This is a genomic window from Streptomyces sp. NPDC104106, assembly GCF_055584345.1.
Map to the genome: position 1 here is coordinate 441,523 of NZ_JBVJMF010000006.1, position 18,300 is coordinate 459,822.

17 protein-coding genes and 1 pseudogene are annotated in these 18,300 nt (G+C 69.9%); 5 read left to right on the top strand and 13 right to left on the bottom strand.

Going from position 1 to position 18,300, the window contains the following annotated elements:
• Positions 1–62: 62 nt before the first annotated feature.
• The 10 genes from ACZ60X_RS17695 to ACZ60X_RS17740 form a co-directional block, all read right to left on the bottom strand.
• Positions 63–1,157 carry a PfkB family carbohydrate kinase gene (locus ACZ60X_RS17695; protein ID WP_469599140.1) on the bottom strand — a complete coding sequence of 365 codons (1,095 nt, stop codon included), beginning with the start codon at positions 1,155–1,157 and terminating at the stop codon, positions 63–65.
• Entirely contained in the window at positions 1,154–1,786 is a 633-nt protein-coding gene (locus ACZ60X_RS17700; RefSeq protein WP_469599142.1) for a bifunctional 4-hydroxy-2-oxoglutarate aldolase/2-dehydro-3-deoxy-phosphogluconate aldolase, read from the bottom strand. Before ACZ60X_RS17700 ends, ACZ60X_RS17695 begins: the two co-directional genes overlap by 4 nt.
• Positions 1,783–2,544, bottom strand: coding sequence for an SDR family oxidoreductase (locus ACZ60X_RS17705; RefSeq protein WP_469599144.1), 762 nt, complete (start codon positions 2,542–2,544; stop codon positions 1,783–1,785). The genes ACZ60X_RS17700 and ACZ60X_RS17705 overlap by 4 nt, the downstream gene beginning before the upstream one ends.
• Positions 2,541–3,584 carry a zinc-dependent alcohol dehydrogenase gene (locus tag ACZ60X_RS17710; RefSeq protein ID WP_469599146.1) on the bottom strand — a complete coding sequence of 348 codons (1,044 nt, stop codon included), beginning with the start codon at positions 3,582–3,584 and terminating at the stop codon, positions 2,541–2,543. The genes ACZ60X_RS17705 and ACZ60X_RS17710 overlap by 4 nt, the downstream gene beginning before the upstream one ends.
• The gene (locus ACZ60X_RS17715; RefSeq protein WP_469599148.1) at positions 3,581–4,018 is read right to left on the bottom strand and encodes an RbsD/FucU domain-containing protein; all 438 of its coding nucleotides are present in this window, start codon (positions 4,016–4,018) and stop codon (positions 3,581–3,583) included. Before ACZ60X_RS17715 ends, ACZ60X_RS17710 begins: the two co-directional genes overlap by 4 nt.
• Positions 4,009–4,911, bottom strand: a complete 903-nt coding sequence (locus tag ACZ60X_RS17720) for an amidohydrolase family protein (RefSeq protein WP_469599150.1) — start codon at positions 4,909–4,911, stop codon at positions 4,009–4,011. The genes ACZ60X_RS17715 and ACZ60X_RS17720 overlap by 10 nt, the downstream gene beginning before the upstream one ends.
• Positions 4,904–6,229, bottom strand: a complete 1,326-nt coding sequence (locus ACZ60X_RS17725) for an enolase C-terminal domain-like protein (RefSeq protein ID WP_469599152.1) — start codon at positions 6,227–6,229, stop codon at positions 4,904–4,906. Before ACZ60X_RS17725 ends, ACZ60X_RS17720 begins: the two co-directional genes overlap by 8 nt.
• A gap of 94 nt (positions 6,230–6,323) precedes the next feature.
• A complete protein-coding gene (locus tag ACZ60X_RS17730) occupies positions 6,324–7,364 on the bottom strand; it encodes an ABC transporter permease (protein ID WP_469599154.1) in 1,041 nt (346 codons plus the stop codon).
• On the bottom strand, positions 7,357–8,922 hold the full coding sequence (locus ACZ60X_RS17735) for a sugar ABC transporter ATP-binding protein (protein WP_469599156.1): 1,566 nt from the start codon (positions 8,920–8,922) through the stop codon (positions 7,357–7,359). The genes ACZ60X_RS17730 and ACZ60X_RS17735 overlap by 8 nt, the downstream gene beginning before the upstream one ends.
• Positions 8,923–8,969: 47 nt before the next feature.
• Entirely contained in the window at positions 8,970–10,028 is a 1,059-nt protein-coding gene (locus tag ACZ60X_RS17740) for a sugar ABC transporter substrate-binding protein (protein ID WP_469599158.1), read from the bottom strand.
• Between the two features lie 466 nt (positions 10,029–10,494).
• On the opposite strand from ACZ60X_RS17740, the gene ACZ60X_RS17745 reads away from it, so the two are divergent.
• The 3 genes from ACZ60X_RS17745 (at position 10,495) to ACZ60X_RS17755 (ending at position 14,186) form a co-directional block, all read left to right on the top strand.
• Positions 10,495–12,726 carry an alpha-L-fucosidase gene (locus tag ACZ60X_RS17745; protein ID WP_469599160.1) on the top strand — a complete coding sequence of 744 codons (2,232 nt, stop codon included), beginning with the start codon at positions 10,495–10,497 and terminating at the stop codon, positions 12,724–12,726.
• 235 nt (positions 12,727–12,961) lie between these two features.
• Positions 12,962–13,291 carry a hypothetical protein gene (locus ACZ60X_RS17750; RefSeq protein WP_469599162.1) on the top strand — a complete coding sequence of 110 codons (330 nt, stop codon included), beginning with the start codon at positions 12,962–12,964 and terminating at the stop codon, positions 13,289–13,291.
• 169 nt (positions 13,292–13,460) lie between these two features.
• Positions 13,461–14,186, top strand: a complete 726-nt coding sequence (locus ACZ60X_RS17755) for a glycoside hydrolase family 16 protein (RefSeq protein ID WP_469599164.1) — start codon at positions 13,461–13,463, stop codon at positions 14,184–14,186.
• 153 nt (positions 14,187–14,339) lie between these two features.
• Here the strand turns inward: ACZ60X_RS17755 and ACZ60X_RS17760 are convergent.
• Positions 14,340–14,423: pseudogene (locus ACZ60X_RS17760) on the bottom strand (DUF397 domain-containing protein); the annotation flags it as partial.
• Positions 14,424–14,475: 52 nt separating this feature from the next.
• Positions 14,476–14,820, bottom strand: a complete 345-nt coding sequence (locus ACZ60X_RS17765; protein ID WP_469599167.1) for a hypothetical protein — start codon at positions 14,818–14,820, stop codon at positions 14,476–14,478.
• A 991-nt stretch (positions 14,821–15,811) separates the two neighbouring features.
• Here ACZ60X_RS17765 and ACZ60X_RS17770 point away from each other — a divergent pair.
• Both ACZ60X_RS17770 and ACZ60X_RS17775 read left to right on the top strand, forming a co-directional pair.
• Entirely contained in the window at positions 15,812–17,425 is a 1,614-nt protein-coding gene (locus ACZ60X_RS17770) for a hypothetical protein (RefSeq protein ID WP_469599169.1), read from the top strand.
• A 310-nt stretch (positions 17,426–17,735) separates the two neighbouring features.
• Entirely contained in the window at positions 17,736–18,041 is a 306-nt protein-coding gene (locus ACZ60X_RS17775) for a hypothetical protein (RefSeq protein ID WP_469599171.1), read from the top strand.
• Between the two features lie 56 nt (positions 18,042–18,097).
• Here the strand turns inward: ACZ60X_RS17775 and ACZ60X_RS17780 are convergent, their stop codons facing one another.
• Positions 18,098–18,235, bottom strand: a complete 138-nt coding sequence (locus tag ACZ60X_RS17780) for a hypothetical protein (protein WP_469599173.1) — start codon at positions 18,233–18,235, stop codon at positions 18,098–18,100.
• Positions 18,236–18,300 lie beyond the last annotated feature (65 nt).

The following is an 18,300-nucleotide window of genomic DNA, read 5'->3' on the forward strand; positions in this document are numbered from 1 at the left end:
GCTCCGATGTGTCAACTCAGCTCCTTGCGGTGGTGCGGTTCGGTACGGCGGCCGAGGGCCGGTCATCGTCTGACGGCGGCCGAGCCACCCGCCATGAGCGCCTCGACCTCGGCGAGTGAGGCCATGGAGACGTCACCGGGCGTGGTCATGGCCAGTGCGCCGTGGACGGTGCCGTAGGCCAGGGCGCGTCGCAGGCCGGCGGCATCCGGGTTCACCGCGGGCCTGGCGCGGGCCGCCGAGCCGCCCTCCTCGCCGTCGCCCGTCAGCAGTCCGTAGATCAGTCCGGCCGCGAACGCGTCGCCGGAGCCGATGCGGTCCAGGACGTGCAGGCCGGGCATGTCGGGGCCACGCACGCAGCCGGTCCGGGCCGACCAGGCGGCGGAGGACCAGTCGTTCACCCCGGCCGAGGGCACCGTGCGCACGGTCGTCGCCAGCACTTCGGTCTGGGGCAGGCGTCCCGCGACCTCCGCGAGTGCGTCCTGCACCTCGTCCGCCTCGACCCGCAGCGCCCCGGGGTACGGTCCGGCGAGGCCCAGGGCGCCCACGACTACGTCGGCGTGGCGGGCGAGCCGCAGGTCGACCTCGCGGGCGGCGTCGGCGCCGCCCCGGCCGGCCCAGAGACTGGGCCGGTAGTTGGGGTCGTAGGAGACCGTCACACCGTGCCGCCGCGCGGCCGCCATGGCTTCGTCCGCGACGTCCACGGTGGTGTCCGACAGACCGGCGAAGATGCCACCGGTGTGGAACCAGCGCGGACCCGGGGAGAAGACCGCGTCCCAGTCGACGTCCCCCTTGCGCAGCTGCGAGACGGCCGTCCCCGCGCGGTCGCTGACCCCCAGTGCGCCCCGGATGCCGAAGCCGCGCTCGACGAAGTTCAGGCCGTTGCGCGCGCCGCGGCCGACGCCGTCCGCGGGCACCCAGCGGATCAGGGAGGTCGCGACACCGCCCTGGAGGATCAGGTCCTCGACCAGCCGCCCCACCTGGTTGTCGGCAAGGGCCGTCACGACGGCGGTCCGCAGGCCGAAGCAGCGTCGCAGTCCGCGGACGACGTTGTACTCACCGCCGCCTTCCCAGACCTGGAAGGTGCGGGCGGTGCGGATCCTGCCCTCGCCCGGGTCGAAGCGGAGCATCACCTCGCCGAGGGCCACCACGTCGGTCACGTCGCGCACCCGTGCACGGCCTCGGCGGTGAGCCGGCGGATCTCCCCGTATTCTTCCCGCTCCAGGTGAGCGGGGGTGGCCATCCAGCTGCCGCCGACGGCGAGGACCGCCGGGTCGGTGAGGTAGGCGCGCGAGCGCGGAGCGTCGATGCCGCCGGTCGGCACGAACCGTGCGTGGGGGAAGGGCGCCGCGAGGGCGCGCAGCATCGGGATGCCGCCGAGCGGTTCGGCCGGGAAGAGCTTGACGGTGTCGAGGCCGGCCCGCAGGGCGCTCATCAGCTCGGTGGCGGAGGCGACGCCGGGCAGCACGGGGACCCTCAGCTCGCGGCACTTGGCGACGACTGCCTGGTCGAAGCCGGGCGAGACGACGAAACGGGCCCCGGCCGCCACGGCACGCTCCACCTGCTCGGGCGTGAGGACCGTACCGGCGCCGACGGTCAGCCCGCCGTGGGCGGCCATCGTCTTGAGCACCTGCTCGGCGCCGGGGGTGCGGAAGGTGACCTCGGCGCACCGGGCGCCGCCCGCCGCGAGCGCGTCGGCCAGCGGGCGGGCGGTCGCGGCGGAGGGCACGGTCAGCACCGGCATGACGCGGACGCCGTCCAGTACGCAGGCCAGGTCGGTGTCGCTCATCGGCCGAGCCATCCGCCGTCGACGGGCAGGACGGTGCCGTGGACGTAGGCGGCGGCGTCCGAGGCGAGGAACACCGTGGCGCCCGCGAGGTCGTCCGCGCTGCCCCAGCGTGCGGCCGGGATGCGGTCCAGGATCGCCTTGCTGCGGACGGGGTCGTCCCGCAGGGCCTGGGTGTTGTCGGTGGCGATGTAGCCGGGCGCGAGGGCGTTGACGTTCACCCCGTGCGGGGCCCACTCGTTGGCCAGCGCCTTGGTCAGTCCGGCGATGCCGTGCTTGGCGGCGGTGTAGCCGGGGACGGTGATGCCGCCCTGGAAGCTGAGCAGCGAGGCAGTGAAGATGATCTTCCCCTGACCGCGGGCCACCATCGCCGAGCCCACCGCGCGGGACAGGGCGAACTGGGCGTTGAGGTTGACCTGGAGGACCAAGTCCCAGTCTTCATCGGCATGTTGGGAGGCAGGAGTACGGCGGATGGTGCCCGCGTTGTTGACCAGGATGTCCACCGGCCGCTCACGCCCGGCCAGGTCCTCGCCCAGAGCACGCACCGCCGCCGGGTCGGCGAAGTCGGTACGGATGGCCTCGAAGGTGCGTCCCGCGGCCAGGACGTCCTTCTCCACGTCGCTGCCGGCCTCCTCCAGTGAGGCGCTGACGCCGATGACGTCCGCCCCGGCCTCGGCGAGCGCTCGGGCCATGGCTCGGCCGATGCCGCGGCGGGCGCCGGTGACGACGGCGAGCCGGCCGGTCAGGTCGAAGGCGTTCACTGGGTGGCTCCCTGGGCGTCGTCGGTGCAGTCCACGAGGATCTTCATCACGTCGCCGCCGCCCTCCAGGGCCTGGAAGGCCGCGGGCGCCTCGGTGAGCGGCACGACCTTGCTGATCAGCCGCCCGGCCGGAACGGTGCCGTCGGCCACCAGGGTCACCGCCCGCTCGAAGTCGGAGCGGTCGTACAACCGGGCGCCGACGAGCGTGAGTTCACGCCAGAAGAAGCGGTGGAGGTTCACCTCGCGCGGGCGGGCGTGAATGGCTACCAGGCACAAGCGGCCGCGCACGCCGAGAACCTCGACGGCGGTGTCCACCCCGCCTTGTGCGCCGGAGACTTCGAAGGCGACGTCCGCGCCGGCGTCGCCGGTCCACTGCCGGACCAGCTCGGGCATGTCGTCGACGCCCGGATCCCAGGTGGCCAGCCCCAACTCCTGTGCGAGCAGGCGTCGGTGAGGGCTCAGCTCGACCACCCGGACGTCGGCTCCGGCAGCCCGGGCGACCAGGGCGATGAGGATGCCGACGGGGCCGCCGCCGACCACGACGGCCTTCTCGCCCTCGCGGACCTGGGCCCGGCCGACGTCGTGCACCGCGACCGCGGTGGGCTCCACGAGTGCGGCGCGGTCCAGCGAGAGGGAGCCGGGCAGCCGTACGAGGGTCGTGGCGGGCACGGCCCAGCGCTGCTGCATGGCGCCCGGGGAGTCGATGCCGATGAAGTCCAGGTGCTGGCAGATGTGCCGGTGCCCCGCCTGGCAGGCCGGGCAGGTGTCGTCCCAGCGCAGCGGCATCACGGTGACCGCGTCCCCGGGCGACCAGCCCTGCACTCCTGCGCCCACCCGTACGATCCGGCCGGACATCTCGTGGCCCAGGACGGCGGGCACGGCGACCCGGGCGTCCATGTCGCCGTGGAAGATGTGCAGGTCGGTGCCGCAGATGCCGACGTAGGCGGGGGCGATCTCCACCTGACCGGGGCCGGGGGGCGGGCTCTTCGCGGGCGCGGTGTCCAGGGTGCGGGGGGCGAGGTAGCGCACTGCGAGTGTCATCGTGTTCTCAGGATCCTTTCAGCGCGGACGCCGATGGTGAGCAGCAGGTTGGCGTAGGTGCGGACGTCGGCGGTGACGACGGCGAGGGCCAGGTCGGGTGAGCGGGCGGCGTCGTAGAACTCGAAGCGGTCGAGCGTCTCGACGGGGACGGGCGCCAGCATCGAGCGGTGCTCGGCGATGGCCGGGGGCTCCGGCTCGCCCTCGGGCGGCACCATCACGTGCGCCGACTCGACGGGCAGAGCCCGCAGCAGGACCTCGAGCACGGTGGTGACGTCCAGCAGACCCGGCGCCAGGTTGAGATGGACGGTCCTGGTCCGCGGGCCGGTGGCCGTACTCGCCGGATAGTGGCCGTCGGCGAGCAGGACCCGGGCTCCGTGCCCGGAGCCCGCCAGGGCTTGCAGAATGCCCGGGTGCAGGAGTTCGGTCAGCAGCATGCAGCGCCCTCCTTCCCCGGAACGGGGTCGAGGCGGTAGAACGTGGTGGCGGTACCGGCGAGGACCGCCTCGTCCTCGGCCGCGGAGCAGCCGGCCAGGAGTTCCTCGACGGTGGCGGCCCACCGGTTCCAGCCGCCGGCGAGGGCGCAGACCGGCCAGTCCGAGCCGAACATCAGCCGGTCGGGGCCGAAGGCGTCGAGCAGGACCTCCCACACGGGCCGGATGTCGTCGACGGTCCATTGCTCGTGGTCGGCCTCGGTGACCAGGCCCGACACCTTGCACCGCACCTGGGGGTGCGCGGCCAGCAGCCGTATGTCCCGCTCCCAGGCGTCCAGGCCGCCGCTGACGATCGGCGGCTTGCCGGCATGGTCGAGGACCAGGGGGAGACCGGGCACGCGCCGGGCCACTTCGATCGCCTGGCGGAACTGGTGGCTGCGGATCAGGATGTCGTAGCCGAGTCCCCGGTCGCGTACCGCGCACAACCCCCGCTCCACTTCCGGCCGTTGCAGCCACGCGGGGTCGGGCTCGCCCTGCACGAGGTGCCGCAGGGCCCGCAGGTGACGGCCTCCCGTTCCGGCGCGCAGGTCGTCCAGTACGTCGCCGATCGCGGGTGACGTGAGATCCGCCCAGCCGACGACGGCACCGATCAAGGGGTCGCTGTCGGCGAGCGCGAGCAGGTCCCGGGTCTCGGGCACGGACGGCAGGCACTGGACCACCACGGTGCGGGTCAGCCGCCGCCCGTCGATCGGCCGGGTCGCCGCGCGGCGCAGGGCGTGCGGGCCGAAGCTGCGGCGGATGGGTTCGTGGCCGGGTTCGTCCAGCCAGGGCTGGGGCCGGCGCTTCAGATCCCATACGTGGTGGTGGGCGTCGACGAGTGCGTGGAGGTCAGACACGGGCGGACCACACCGGGCCGTCGGGGTAGGCGTACTCCTTCAGGGACTCGGGCAGCATCTGCGCGCTCAGCCCGGGCAGGGTCGGCGCGAGATAGTGGCCGTCGACGACGCGGACGGGATCGACGAAGTGCTCGTGCAGGTGGTCGACGTACTCGATGACCCGGTCCTCCAGGGTGCGGGAGACGGCGACGTAGTCGAACATCGACAGGTGCTGGACCATCTCGCACAGCCCCACACCGCCGGCGTGCGGGCAGACCGGCACCCCGAACTTGGCGGCGAGCAGGAGGATCGCGATGTTCTCGCCCACGCCGCCGACCCGCGCGGAGTCGATCTGCACGATGTCCACCGCACCCGCCTGCAGGAGCTGCTTGAAGACGACCCGGTTGGCGATGTGCTCACCGGTGGCGACCTTGATGGGGCCGAGCGCCTCGCGGACGGCCGCGTGGCCGAGGATGTCGTCGGGGGAGGTGGGCTCCTCGATCCAGTAGGGGTCGTAGGGGGCGAGGGCGCGCATCCAGTCGATCGCGGGGGCGACATCCCATCTCTGGTTGGCGTCGACCGCGATGCGGATGTCCGGCCCGACCGCTTCGCGGGCGGTACGCATGCGCCGTACATCGTCCTCCAGCGACGCGCCGACCTTGAGCTTGATCTGGGTGAAGCCGTCGGCGACGGCCGCGCGGGCCAGGCGGGCCAGCTTCTCGTCGGAGTAGCCGAGCCAGCCGGGGGTGGTGGTGTAGGCCGGGTAGCCGCGCTCCAGGAGCCGGGCGATCCTCTCCTCGCGGCCCGGTTCGGCACGGCGCAGGATAGCCAGGGCCTCCGCGGGGGTGAGCGCGTCGCTGAGCCAGCGGAAGTCGACCTGCGCGACCAGGTCCTCGGGCGACATCTCCCCGAGGAAGCGCCACACGGGCTTGCCCGCGCGCTTGGCGGCGAGATCCCAGGCGGCGTTGACCACCGCGCCGGTGGCCATGTGGATGGCACCCTTCTCCGGCCCCAGCCAGCGCAGTTGGGGATCGTGCACGAGGGAGCGGGAGAACGCTCCGAGGTCGGCGCAGACCTCCTCCACCGACAGGCCGACCACGTGGGGGGCGAGCGCCGCGATGGCGGCGGCCTGCACGTCGTTGCCGCGTCCGGTGGTGAAGGCCAGGGCGTGGCCCTCCAGTCCGTCACCGGCGTCGGTGCGAAGGACCACGTAGGCGGCGGAGTAGTCGGGCTCGGGGTTCATGGCGTCCGAGCCGTCGAGGTGTTCGGAGGTGGGGAACCGCACGTCCAGGACGTCCACGGCGGTGATGCGGGCGGATGAGGGCACGGTGGAGGACATGGCGGCAACTCCTGTGAGGGGCAAGGGGGAATCGGTCCCCTCGCGGCGAGACGTGAACGCGGCGCGGGTCGGGCGGCCGGTGGGGCCGACCGGGTCATTCCTGGACCTTGCCGCCGGTGATGCGGGAGATCGCGAGGGCGACCAGGATGATCAGGCCGTTGAGAGCGCCGATCCACTGAGCGGGGACTCCCGCCAGCGTGAGCACGTTCTGGATCATGAAGAGCAGCAGGATGCCGCAGAACGCGCCGAACATGGTTCCCTTGCCGCCGTTGAGGCTGATCCCGCCGATGACGGCGGCGGCGAAGACGGTGAAGATGTAGCCGTTGCCCTGTGCGGAGGCGACCGAGGCCAGGCGTCCGGACAGCATCAGGCCGGCGAGGGCGGCGAGCACGCTGCCGGTGACGATGACGATCCACAGCACCCGGTCGGTACGGATGCCGGCCGCCTTCGCCGCGTCGACGTTGCCGCCGATGGCGTACAGCGAGCGCCCGAAGCTGGTCCAGCCGAGCACCACGATCGCGATCGCGAACAGGGCCAGGCAGATCCAGATGGAGGCGGGCATACCGAACCACACGGCGGTGCCGATGTAGAGCATCGACTGCGGTAGCTGGAAGAAGGTCTGGCCGCCGGAGATGCCGGTGAGGATGCCGCGCAGGACGATGAGCATGCCGAGGGTGACGATGAAGCCGTTGAGGCCGAAGCGGATGATCAGCAGGGCGTTGATCACTCCGACGAGTGCGCCCACGGCGAGGGTGAGGGGGATCGACCAGGCACCGGGGAGCAGGCCGAGTCCGTGCCCGGCGCCGGCCGGGACGACCAGCCAGGCCGCGACGCCGGGCGCGAGGCCCATGGTGGACTCCAGGGACAGGTCCATCTTCTTGACGATCAGGATCATCGTCTGGGCGAGGACCAGCAGGGCCATCTCGGACATGGTCTGCAGGACGTTGATGAGGTTGTCGGCCTGCAGGAAGACCGGGTTGACGATCTGGCCGACGATCGCGATGACGACGATCGCGGGGACGAGGGCGAGGTCGCGCAGGCGGGCCAGTGGGATCCGGCCGCCGAGCAGCGCGGTGCGCCCGGGCTTGGGCTCCGCGGCCTCGGCGGCTGCGTCCGCGAGGACGGTTTCAGGCATTGAGGTCCACTCCTTCCATCGCGGCCACGAGTTCGTGGTCGTGCCAGCCACGGGCCATCTCTGAGGTCACCCGGCCCTGGAACATCACCAGGACCCGGTCGCACATGCGCAGGTCGTCGAGTTCGTCGGAGGCGATGAGCACGCCGGTGCCGGATTCCGCGGTCTCCTCGACCTTGCCGAGCAGGAACTCCTTGGAGCGCACGTCCACGCCCGCGGTCGGATTGATCAGCACCAGCAGGCGCGGGTCGTCTGCCAGCGCGCGGGCCATGACGACCTTCTGCTGGTTCCCGCCCGAGAGCGCGGAGACGGGCAGCTCGGGTCCCGGCGTCTTGATCGCCAGTCTCTCGATCATGTCGCCGGCGAGCCGGTCCCGTCGGTCGCGGCTGAGGAGGCCGTTCTTGCCGAGCCTGTGCGGAACGGACAGCGTGGCGTTGTCCGCGATCGACATACCGGGCACGAAGCCCTGGTGGTGCCGGTCCTGCGGGACGAACCCGGCACCCGCGGCGAGCGCGGCGGGCACGCTGCCCGGCCGGGGCCGCCGCCCGGCGATCTGCACCCCGCCCGCCTGGGCCGCCCGCAGACCTACGACGGTCTCGGCGACCTCGGTGCGACCGCTGCCTGCGGCACCCGCGAGTCCGACGATCTCCCCGGCGCCCACCTGGAAGGTGACCTCCCTGTAAGCGCCCTCACTGCCCAGCGCCTGCACGGACAGCGCGGGCGTGGCGGTGCGGTCGAGGGTGCTCGACCGCGTCTGCAGCCGGTCGGCGGCCGCCTCGCCGGTCATCGCGGCGACCAGTTCGGTGCGGGCAAGCTCCACGACCGGCGCGGTCACGATGTGCCGGGCGTCGCGGAACACCGTCACCATGTCGCAGATGTCGTAGACCTCCTCGAGATGGTGGCTGATGAACAGGAAGGTCACGCCCTGGCGTTGCAGGTCGCGGATGCGGTCGAAGAGCCGGTTGATGGCGGCACCGTCGAGCTGGGCGGTCGGCTCGTCGAGGATGATGAACCGGGCTCCGAAGGACAGCGCCCGGGCGATCTCCACGAACTGCCGCTGCTCCACGCTCAGATCACCGGCCGAGGTCTGCGGGTCGACGTCCACCGACCACGTCGACAGCAGTTCCTGCGCCCGCCGGCGCATACCCTGCCAGCTGATGAGCCGGTGGCGGCCGTGGTCGTGCCGGTTCAGGAAGAGGTTCTCGGCGACGGTCAGGGTGGGGATGATCGTCGACTTCTGGTAGACGCAGGCCACGCGCTGTCGCCAGGCGTCACGGTCCGCGAGTCGTGGTGCGGGGCTGCCGTCGAAGGTGACCGTTCCCTCGTCGGGGGGCTGCAGGCCGGTGAGGACCGACACGAGCGTCGACTTGCCGGCCCCGTTGCGGCCGACGAGCGCGTGGGTCTCGCCGGGCCTGATGGTGATCCGGGCGCCGTTGAGGGCCACCGTCGGACCGAATCGTTTGACTATGCCCGTCGCCTCGACGACGGGCGGGACCGCCTGGGACCGTCCGTCGTCCGCCGGGGCGGGCGCGGGGCTGACTGCTCGCTCCCCGTCGCTCATCACAACCGCCTTGTCGTCGCTAGCCGTTGGGTGCCTGACAGGGCAGGTCAGCCGAGGCTGTTACCCCACAGGGAGCTGTCGGTGCTCTTGACGCTGGACACGCCGCCATAGGTGCCCCCATCGGCGGTGACCAGGGGTGCGGAGAGCTGGTCCTCCAGCAGACCCTCGCGGGCCTGGATGATGGTGCTGTTGTGGTCGGTCCTGCCGGGCTTGAACGTCTTCCCGTCGATCGCCGCCTTCAGGTAGTACAGGGCGTACTTGGCGTACAGGTCGGCCGGCTGGGAGACGGTGGCGTCGATGTTGCCGGCCGCGATGTCCTTGAGTTCCTCGGGGATGCCGTCGTTGGACACGATGAAGACGTGCTTCTCGTCCTTCGGGCCGACCAGCAGGCCCTTCTGCTTGAGCACCTGGAGCGTGCCGGACAGGGCGAAGCTGGACTCCATGTAGACGCCCTTGATGTCCGGGTTGGCGGTCAGGTCGGTCTGGAGCTTCTGCGCGGCGACGGCGCCGTCCCAGTTGGTGGCCTCACCGAGCACCTTGATGCCGGGATGTTTCTTCTTCATGCAGTCGTTGAACGCCTCCGTGCGGTCACGGCCGTTGATGGAGTCGAGGCCGCCCTCCAGCATGACGACCTTGCCCTTGCCGTTCAGTTTCGTGCCGAGGAACTGGCAGGCCTTTTCGCCGTAGGCGCGGTTGTCGGCCCGCACCACCATGAACACCTTGCCGCTGTCGGGTCGGGTGTCGATGGTGACGACGGGGATCTTCTTCGCCTCCAGCTGCGCCAGCGTGGGGGCGATGGCGGCGGTGTCCTGGGGCGCCATCGCGATGCCCTTCACACCCTGGCTGATGAACGTCTGTGCGTTGGCGGTCAGCTTGGCGACGTCGTTCTGCGAGTTCGTCGTCTTCAGCGACAGGCTCAGCTGTCCGGCGTACCTAGGCGTGTACTTGATGTACGAGTTCCAGAAGTCGGTGTCGGAGCGGGGGTAGTCGACGCCGACCAGCGGGGAACTGCCCGACGAAGCGGTGCCCGAGCCGCTGCAGGCGCTGAGCAGCACCAGGGCGGACAGGGCTGAGGCGGTGGAGCAGAGAGCAGTTCTGAGTCTCATCGGTACTTCCTCGCGCTGGTCCCGGAGCGGGAGTTGGTGTGCTGGGCGACAGCTGTGTACCGCTGCATCGAAGACATGGGATGTATGTATAGGCGGCGACGAGGGCGCTGTCTAGAGTCCGAGAGAAAACGCCGGAAACGAGGGGGCTTTGGGGCTCGCAGCGGCACGCCAGGACCTAAATCAATCCCATCAATGATGCGTGCTCATGGTGCGCCGACGGCTTGCCTGCGCGCTTCCCGGGCGGCGGCACCCCGTCGCGCGGCCTTCAAACATTCTATGTCTGAGTCTCGACAATGGGGGCGATAGCGCTTATATGTGACAAAAACGCGAGCCAACGGAGCACTTACATCCCTGCACGCCCGTTGACATCAGCACGTCACATAGTCGAACTTCGTGCGTAACCTCCGGCGCTCCAGAGGCGTGGGCGCCGCGTGTCCCCCTTGTCCCCCATTTCAGGGATGTCCTCATGTCCAGCTCTTTCAACAGACGCCAGTTCCTGTCCGCCGCCACATGTGTGGCGGCGGCAGGCGTCGCCGGTGGCGGCCTCGGGGCCGGCGTCGCCCGGGCGGCACCGAGCACCTACACACCGGCGTGGCCCTCGGTCGACCAGCACCCGCCCGCCCCCGAGTGGTTCCAGGACGCCAAGTTCGGCATCTACTTCCACTGGGGCGTCTTCAGCGTTCCCGCCTACGACAGCGAGTGGTACCCGCGCAACATGCACATAGCCGGCAGCGCGGCCAACCAGCACCACATCGCGACCTACGGCGACCCGTCCGTGTGGCCGTACCACAACTTCATCGACGGGGCGAAGGACCTCGCCGGGAACCCCGTGCAGTTCGCACCGAGGCTCGCATCGGCCGGCGGGAACTTCGACCCCGACGCCTGGGCGCAACTGTTCGCCGACGCGGGAGCGAGGTTCGCCGGACCGGTCGCCGAACACCACGACGGCTTCTCCATGTGGAACAGCCAGGTCAACGAGTGGAACTCGGTCGCCAAGGGCCCGAAGCTCAATCTGCTGCAGCTGTTCACCACGGCGATCCGGGCGAGGGGACTCAAGCTGCTGGTCGCCATGCACCACGCGTACAACTTCAACGGCTACTACGACCACGTCCCCGCCCAGTCGGACCCGAGCCTGCAGAAGCTCTACGGGCAGTTGAGCAGGGCCCAGGAGAACCAGCTCTGGTACGACAAGCTGAAGGAGGTCATCGACTTCGCCCAACCGGACATCCTGTGGCAGGACTTCAGGCTGGACGCGGTCGACGAGACGCAGCGCCTGAACTTCCTGTCGTACTACTACAACCAGGCAGGCGCCTGGGGTCGCGAGGTCGTCGCCACCTTCAAGGACGGGCTCGACAGCAAGGGCGAGGTCTTCGACTACGAGCGCGGCGGCCCGGCCGACCTGACCGCCCCCTACTGGCTCACCGACGACAGCATCTCCAGCTCCAGCTGGTGCTACACGCAGGGCATCGGCTACTACAGCACCCGGCAGATGCTGCACTCCCTCATCGACCGGGTGAGCAAGAACGGCAACATGCTGCTGAACATCGCGCCGATGGCCGACGGCACGATTCCGCAGGCGCAGAGGGACGTCCTGCTCGGCATCGGCGACTACCTGAAGCGCTTCGGTGAGTCGGTCTACTCGACCCGGCCCTGGACGGCGTACGGCGAAGGCCCGACGAAGATGGGCGGCGGCTCCTTCACCACTCCGACGGCCGGCACCGCGCAGGACATACGCTTCACCCGGGACAAGGCCAACACGGTCCTGTACGCCACCGTCCTCGGCTGGCCCGGCGATTCGCTGACGGTCAAGACCCTCAGCTCCGACCGGATCGGCCTCTCCTCGCTGACGTCGGTCAAGCTGCTCGACTCGACGGCCGGCACCTACATCAGTCTGGCCACGCCCACGCAGGACGCCTCCGGACTGAAGGTGACCCTGCCCTCGTCGGCCCCGTTCAGCGCCAACGCGTACGTTCTGAAGCTCTCCTTCTCCGGACAGATCCCCAGCCTGCGGCCCCTCACCGGCGCTGTGCTCTTCGGGGACGTCGACTACTCGGGCACGACCGCCGTGCTCCCTGTCGGCGACTACACCGCGGACCAGCTGACACTGACCGGCCTTGGCCCGCTCAGCCTCTCGTCCCTGCGCCTGGCTTCCGGCTTCCAGGTGATCGGCTACTCGGGAGACAACTTCTCCGGCACCTCATGGACCTTCACCGCCGACAACCCCGACCTCAGGGTCACGGGCAACAACGACCAGGTCACCTCGCTGAAGGTCCAGCTCGATCCGTCGACGTACTTCCGGATCACCAACGTCACCGACGGCCTTGCCCTGGACAGCGGCGGCACGGTGGGCACCGGATCCAGCCTCAAGCAGTGGACCTGGGACGGCAGTCCCAACCTCCAGTGGCAGGCGGTCGAGGTAGGCGGCGGCTACTACAAGCTGGTCAACCGCACCAACGGCATGGTCGCCGACGGCTGGGGGGCCACCGCCAACGGTTCAGCGGCCAGGCAGGCGCCGTGGAACGGCGGCACGAACCAGCAGTGGACGATCAGCCACCGAGGCGACGGCCACCACACGATCGCCAACCGCACCACCGGCCTGGTTCTCGACGGCGGCGGCAACGTGCCCTCGGGCTCCGCCACCAACCAGTGGGCCTCCGGCAGCAGCACCAACCTGCTGTGGACCTTCACGGCGCAGTGACACCCGCATCCCCTGGCGACCACGAGGGCCTGACCGCCTGCGGTGACCGAGGTGTTGCTGCCGGAGACGACGACGCGAGTGACGCCTCCGCAGCCCGCTGTGACCGCGAGCGCGCTACCCGTGGTACCCGGCTTCTCCCGCCTGCTCCCCCAGGCGGCCGCCGCGGACCCGCAGACCAGTCTCAGCGATCTGGTGAACATGCGGCTCCTACAAACACGACATCGTCGCGCGGTAGGTGACCGCCTGCCGGGCCCACGGCCTCAAGGTCGGCCTGTACTTCTCCATCTGGGACCGCACCTACAGCGTGCAGGCCTGCGACACCCGCCACCACGTCGCCGCCGGCCAGGCCGTCCGGCCCGGCGACATCACCTGCATCCTCCACCAGATCACCGAACTCCTCACCAACTGCGGCACCATCGACATGTTCGTCACCGACGGCTGCACCTGGCAGACGGGCAAGCAGGCCGTCCCTCGTCGACGGCGGCTCCACCGCCGACGGAGCCGCCGTCAACCAGTGGTCCTGCACCGCCATCCCCGGCAGCAGTGGCAGATCGTCCGCTCCTGACGCGCCGAGTGGCCCGACGGCGCGGACGGACAGTGTCTTCAACTCCAGAAACCAGCGAACGATCCGCGCCGCACATCTTGTCAAACGTTGAACGGACTCCTACAGTCCGGCGATAAAGGGAGCGCGGGACGGCTCCCACGCCCCCTGTCATCCGAGCGATGGAACCGCGATGTCATCTGCACTTCTCAGGCCGGGACGCCTGATAGTTGCCGCCCTGGCGGCGCTGTCACTGCTCTTCCTGGGACAGCCGCAAGCCCACGCGGCGTCCTGGGGAACCCCGCAGACCGTCAACTCGTGGAACACCATCAGCGGACGGTGGACCGCCAACAACGAGCTGGAGACCTACACCCCCGACTGCGTCTGGTACGAGGGGAGCACTCTCGTCATCAAGACCCACAGGTCGGGCAGCATGTACTACTCGGGCCGCGTGGAGTCCAAGGCACTTTACGGCTACGGCACCTACAGCTTCACCGCGAACATGCCCAGTGGCCAGGGCCTTCTGCCTGCGGTATGGGCCGCCTACCTGAATCCGTGGCTGCCCGAGTTCGACGCCGCCGAAATCGTCGGCCAGAACCCGAACACCGTCTACCAGACCTTCCACGACCCCAACAACGCCCAGACCCAGTTCTCGAAGACAAATTCTGCGGGCTGGACCAACGCGTACCACACGTACTCGTTCACCTGGTGGCCCGATCACATCGACTTCGCCGTGGACGGCACCACCACCGGCACCAAGTGGTACACCACTGGCCCGGGCGTCGGGATGCACTTCATCGTCAACACCGCCGTAGGCGGCGACTGGCCGGGCAACCCCGACGACTCGACATGGGCCACAGCAGACGGCGCGAGGTACCTGAAGGTCTCCTCGATCACGTACACCCCGTACTATCCGTAAAGGTTCCGCTTCCGGACCCGAACGTGAGGATGCCGGGGTTCCCCACGCTGCTGACTGGCTCGACACAGCTGACGAACTCCGACCACGCAGTGGGCCCAAAGCGAGCGCGCGGCTGAACGGGACTTTGGAGTCGCGCAGGCAGACGGCGGGTGCGGGGCCGAGGATCAACGCCACTTCGACGCAGTCGAGTCCTGCCGAGTCGCAGTAGCTGGACCTGGTCCAATGCGGTGTCCTCATGGTTCCTCCCCTTGACTGCCGACCTGGCGGCGCACTTGTCGTTCGCCATCGATCACGTAGCGCCGTAGCCGGCGGGCCGCTGGATCGGCAGCACGGCTTCCTCCCGTTCTTGGCCCTGTTGAGGATTCGCCTGTCCAGAGGCAAGAGCGAGGTAATCTCTCGACAGCAGGGAGTGGAACTGCCGTAGGCGCTGGTTGAACGCCGCGAAGGAGGCTCGCCGTGCGCTGAGGGCCTCGCGGCGTTCGACGGCCAGTTGCTCTTCCCGCCTCTGCGTCTCCGCATGGGCGAGTTCTACCGTCTTGGCCCGAAGCGCGTTGCGGTGCGCCAGCAGCCCGGACGCGATGGTGCCGATCACCCCGACCCCAGCGACGATCAAGGCGCTCAGGGAAGGGTCCATGGCCCAGAATGTAAACCGTGGGCGAGCAACCGTCCCCGGGTTAGGACGATCAGTCCGTGGTCCCCCACCTTTGACCCCTGTCAGGAATGACATCAGGGAACGCCCCGATGTTCCGACGGTCCCGAAGGCGGAGCAAGATCAAGGGGGAGTCGCCCCGGAGATCACCATGCCCGAGACCGACGCGTCGCCTCGCGCGTTTCCCGACGTCCGCCAGTCTGGTGCGGTAGCACCCGGTGGAGCCGCTGCCACCCTCGCCACCCTCTCGATCCGCGCCGCACGCCGCACCTGAAAGAGGCATTCACGTCGTCTGCCTCAGCCGTCATGGCCGTGCCGGCGGGTACCGATTCGCCGGGTGAACGGAAGCGATGAGCGGTCACGACAGGCGATGGCTACGCTGTTGCTCCCTTTTGACCGAGCATTTTCTTCAACTTGCCTGAACTCAGAGCCTGTTCATAGGAAGCCCCCAGGTCGGCGAACGACCTCCGCGACCCGTGACCCACCACGCCGTGGCGACTGTGCGTCGCACGCTCCGACATCACGTTCGACCAGCGGAAACGGTGGGCGATCGACGTCGGGACCGCCCGCTCGAGAGGGCGAGGACCGCCCCCCACGGGAAGGCCACACCCATCCATTGACCTGAACCCGTCAAATCTGCTTTGCTTCTCCGCGTCTGACAGGGCATCACCATTCCGGCCGGAAAGAAGTCGCAGTGCGAACCCTTCTCACTGCCCCTTTTTCATTCGTCCGGTGCAGGGCGAGAGTTCCCCCCGCGCATCACAACGCCGTGCGTGAGTTTCCCCAGCTGCCGAGCACATCGCCCGTGCAGTCACCCGGTGCGGCTCGGGCCTCTCCTCCTGTTCCGCGACGGAACCGGCGTCAACGTCGGCGGCCGGATTCGACGTACCGGTGATACGCCTCGTCGACGTCCCGTTCAGCTCACCTCCGCCGGACCGACGGCGGAGGTCCGTGCGAAGAAAGGGCCCCAACACCCATGGGCAGACCCCACATACGCGGCGCGGCCCGCGCGACCCTGACCGGTCTCGCGTCGTTGTCCCTCGTCACCGGCGTGGCACTCGCCTTCGTACCCCAGGCGGCAGCCGCCACCCCGGCCACGGCTCACACCACGAGCCCCAACCCGTACAGCCCGGCCTACCAGCACCCGTACCGGCACGGTGTCGTACCGACCGTCCAGCAGAACGCCAGGATGAAGTCCTGGGCGGCCCACCAGCCGGCCGCCACCACGGCGACCGGACCGCAGACGCTGTCCTACGGCGGGGGCGTCGACGGCATCGGCGTCCAGAGCGGCCACTCCAAGGTCTACCTGGTCTTCTACGGCTCGCAGTGGGGCACGCAGAGCACCAACGGCAACGGCGACGCCACGTTCTCCGGCGACCCGGACGGCGCGGCCCCGGTCACCCAGGAGATGTTCAAGGGCATCGGCACCGGGAACGAGCTGTGGTCCGCGGACCTCACCCAGTGGTGCGACGGGCCGAACGTGTCGGCGGGTGCCACCAGTTGCCCGTCCAACGCGAACTTCATCCCGTACCAGAGCGGCGGCGTGCTCTCCGGCGTGTGGTACGACAACTCGGCGGCCTCGCCCAGCGCCGCGACCGGGCACCAACTCGGCGCCGAAGCCGTCAAGGCTGCCGGACACTTCGGCAACACCACCGCCGCGTCCAACCGGGATGCCTACTACGTCATCCTCTCGCCGCACAACACCAACCCGGACAACTACCAGGGGCAGTACTGCGCCTGGCACGACTACAACGGCGACAGCACGCTCACCGGCGGGCCGGTGTCCTCCTCCTACGGGGACATCGCGTTCAGCAACCAGCCGTACAACATGGACTCCGGCTCCGGCTGCGGCGTCGGTTTCGTCAACTCGCCCGGCACGCTCGACGGATGGACCATGACGCTCGGCCATGAATGGCACGAGATGATGTCCGACCAGAACCCGGCGGGCGGCTGGACCAACCAGACCGGCAGCTCGTACAACGGCCAGGAGAACTCCGACGAGTGCGCCTGGATCTCGCCCGGCAGCACGGGTGGGGCGGCCAACGTCACGATGGGCACCGGTACCTTCGCCGAGCAGGCGAGCTGGTCCAACGACACCAACAGCTGCGCCATCTCCCACCCGATCGTCGGTGGCGGTGGCGGCGGCGGCACCGGCGGCACTCTCACCAACGGCACCTTCGAGACCGGCAGCCTGTCGGGCTGGACGACCAGCGGCACCGCCTCCGCCACCACCTCGGCGGCACACAGCGGCAGCTACGGTGCGTTGGTCGGCTCCACCAACCCGACCAACACCTCCTCCGTCTCCCAGTCCTTCACCGCCCCGTCCGGCAGCAGCAAGGTCTCCTTCTGGTACAACGTCACCTGCCCGGACACCGTGAGCTACGACTGGGCGACGGCCACCCTCCAGGACACCACGGCGGGCACCACCACGACGCTGCTGGGCAAGACCTGCACACAGGGTGCGGGCTGGAAGCAGGTCTCCGGCACCGTGACCGCGGGCCACACCTACACGCTCACCCTCACCAACAAGGACGACAACTACGCGGGTGACCCGACCTACACCTACTACGACGACGTCACCGTCTCCTGAGACACACCGCACGGTGGGGGCGAGCCGACGGCTCGCCCCCACCCCCGTCCGAGCGTCCCCTTCGGGCGGCATCCACCGGAGGGCCCGTGCTTCCTTCGTCCGCCCGCACGAGCCCCGCCCTGCGCGCACTCCACACCGGGCTCGCCGCCGTGACCGCGGCGGCCGCGCCGGCGTCCTGGGCGGCTGTTCGTCCGGCCCCGCCGGACCGCCGTCTCCCCCACCGTCGCGCGCTCCCGCGTCTTCCGCGTCATCCGCATCCGCGACCGGGTCGGCCGTCCTCGACGAACGCGCACGCGGAACCACGGTCCGGGTGACTGCCTGCACGCTGATCGTGGTACGCCTGCACGGCAGTTACTGGTCGACACCCGCCGGCTCGAACCCTCCAGTGCTCACCCCCCTCGGCGGCGGGACCACGGTCCCCGCCACCTGCCCGCCCGGCCGCGGCTGCGGAACGTCGTCCGCGCGGTTCACCGCCCTGCGGCCCGGCACGGTCCACATCACCGCCCGACGCGACTCGTGCGGCGAGGCGATGCGCTGCCCGCCGGGCCAGGGACGCTACGACGTCACCGTGACGGTCACCCGACAGCCCAGACGGATGTCGGGCACCCACTCCTGACACCGCGCCGCCGAGACCGGCTCCCGGCGGTACGGCCGCCCCGCGGTGGCGCCGCCTCATGACTGCCCGGCGGTGCAGACGGGCTTGAGGATCCTGGCGATCCTGTCCCCGTCCTGGCGGGCGGCACAGCGGAAGGAGTTCTCGTCGACGCCGAAGCAGTCCGCCCCCGCCGGCCGGCTCCAGGCTCTCGGCATGTCCTTCCCCGACTCGCGTCAGCGGGCCGGCAGCCGCCTGGCCAGCCGTTCATCAGGGGGGCCTC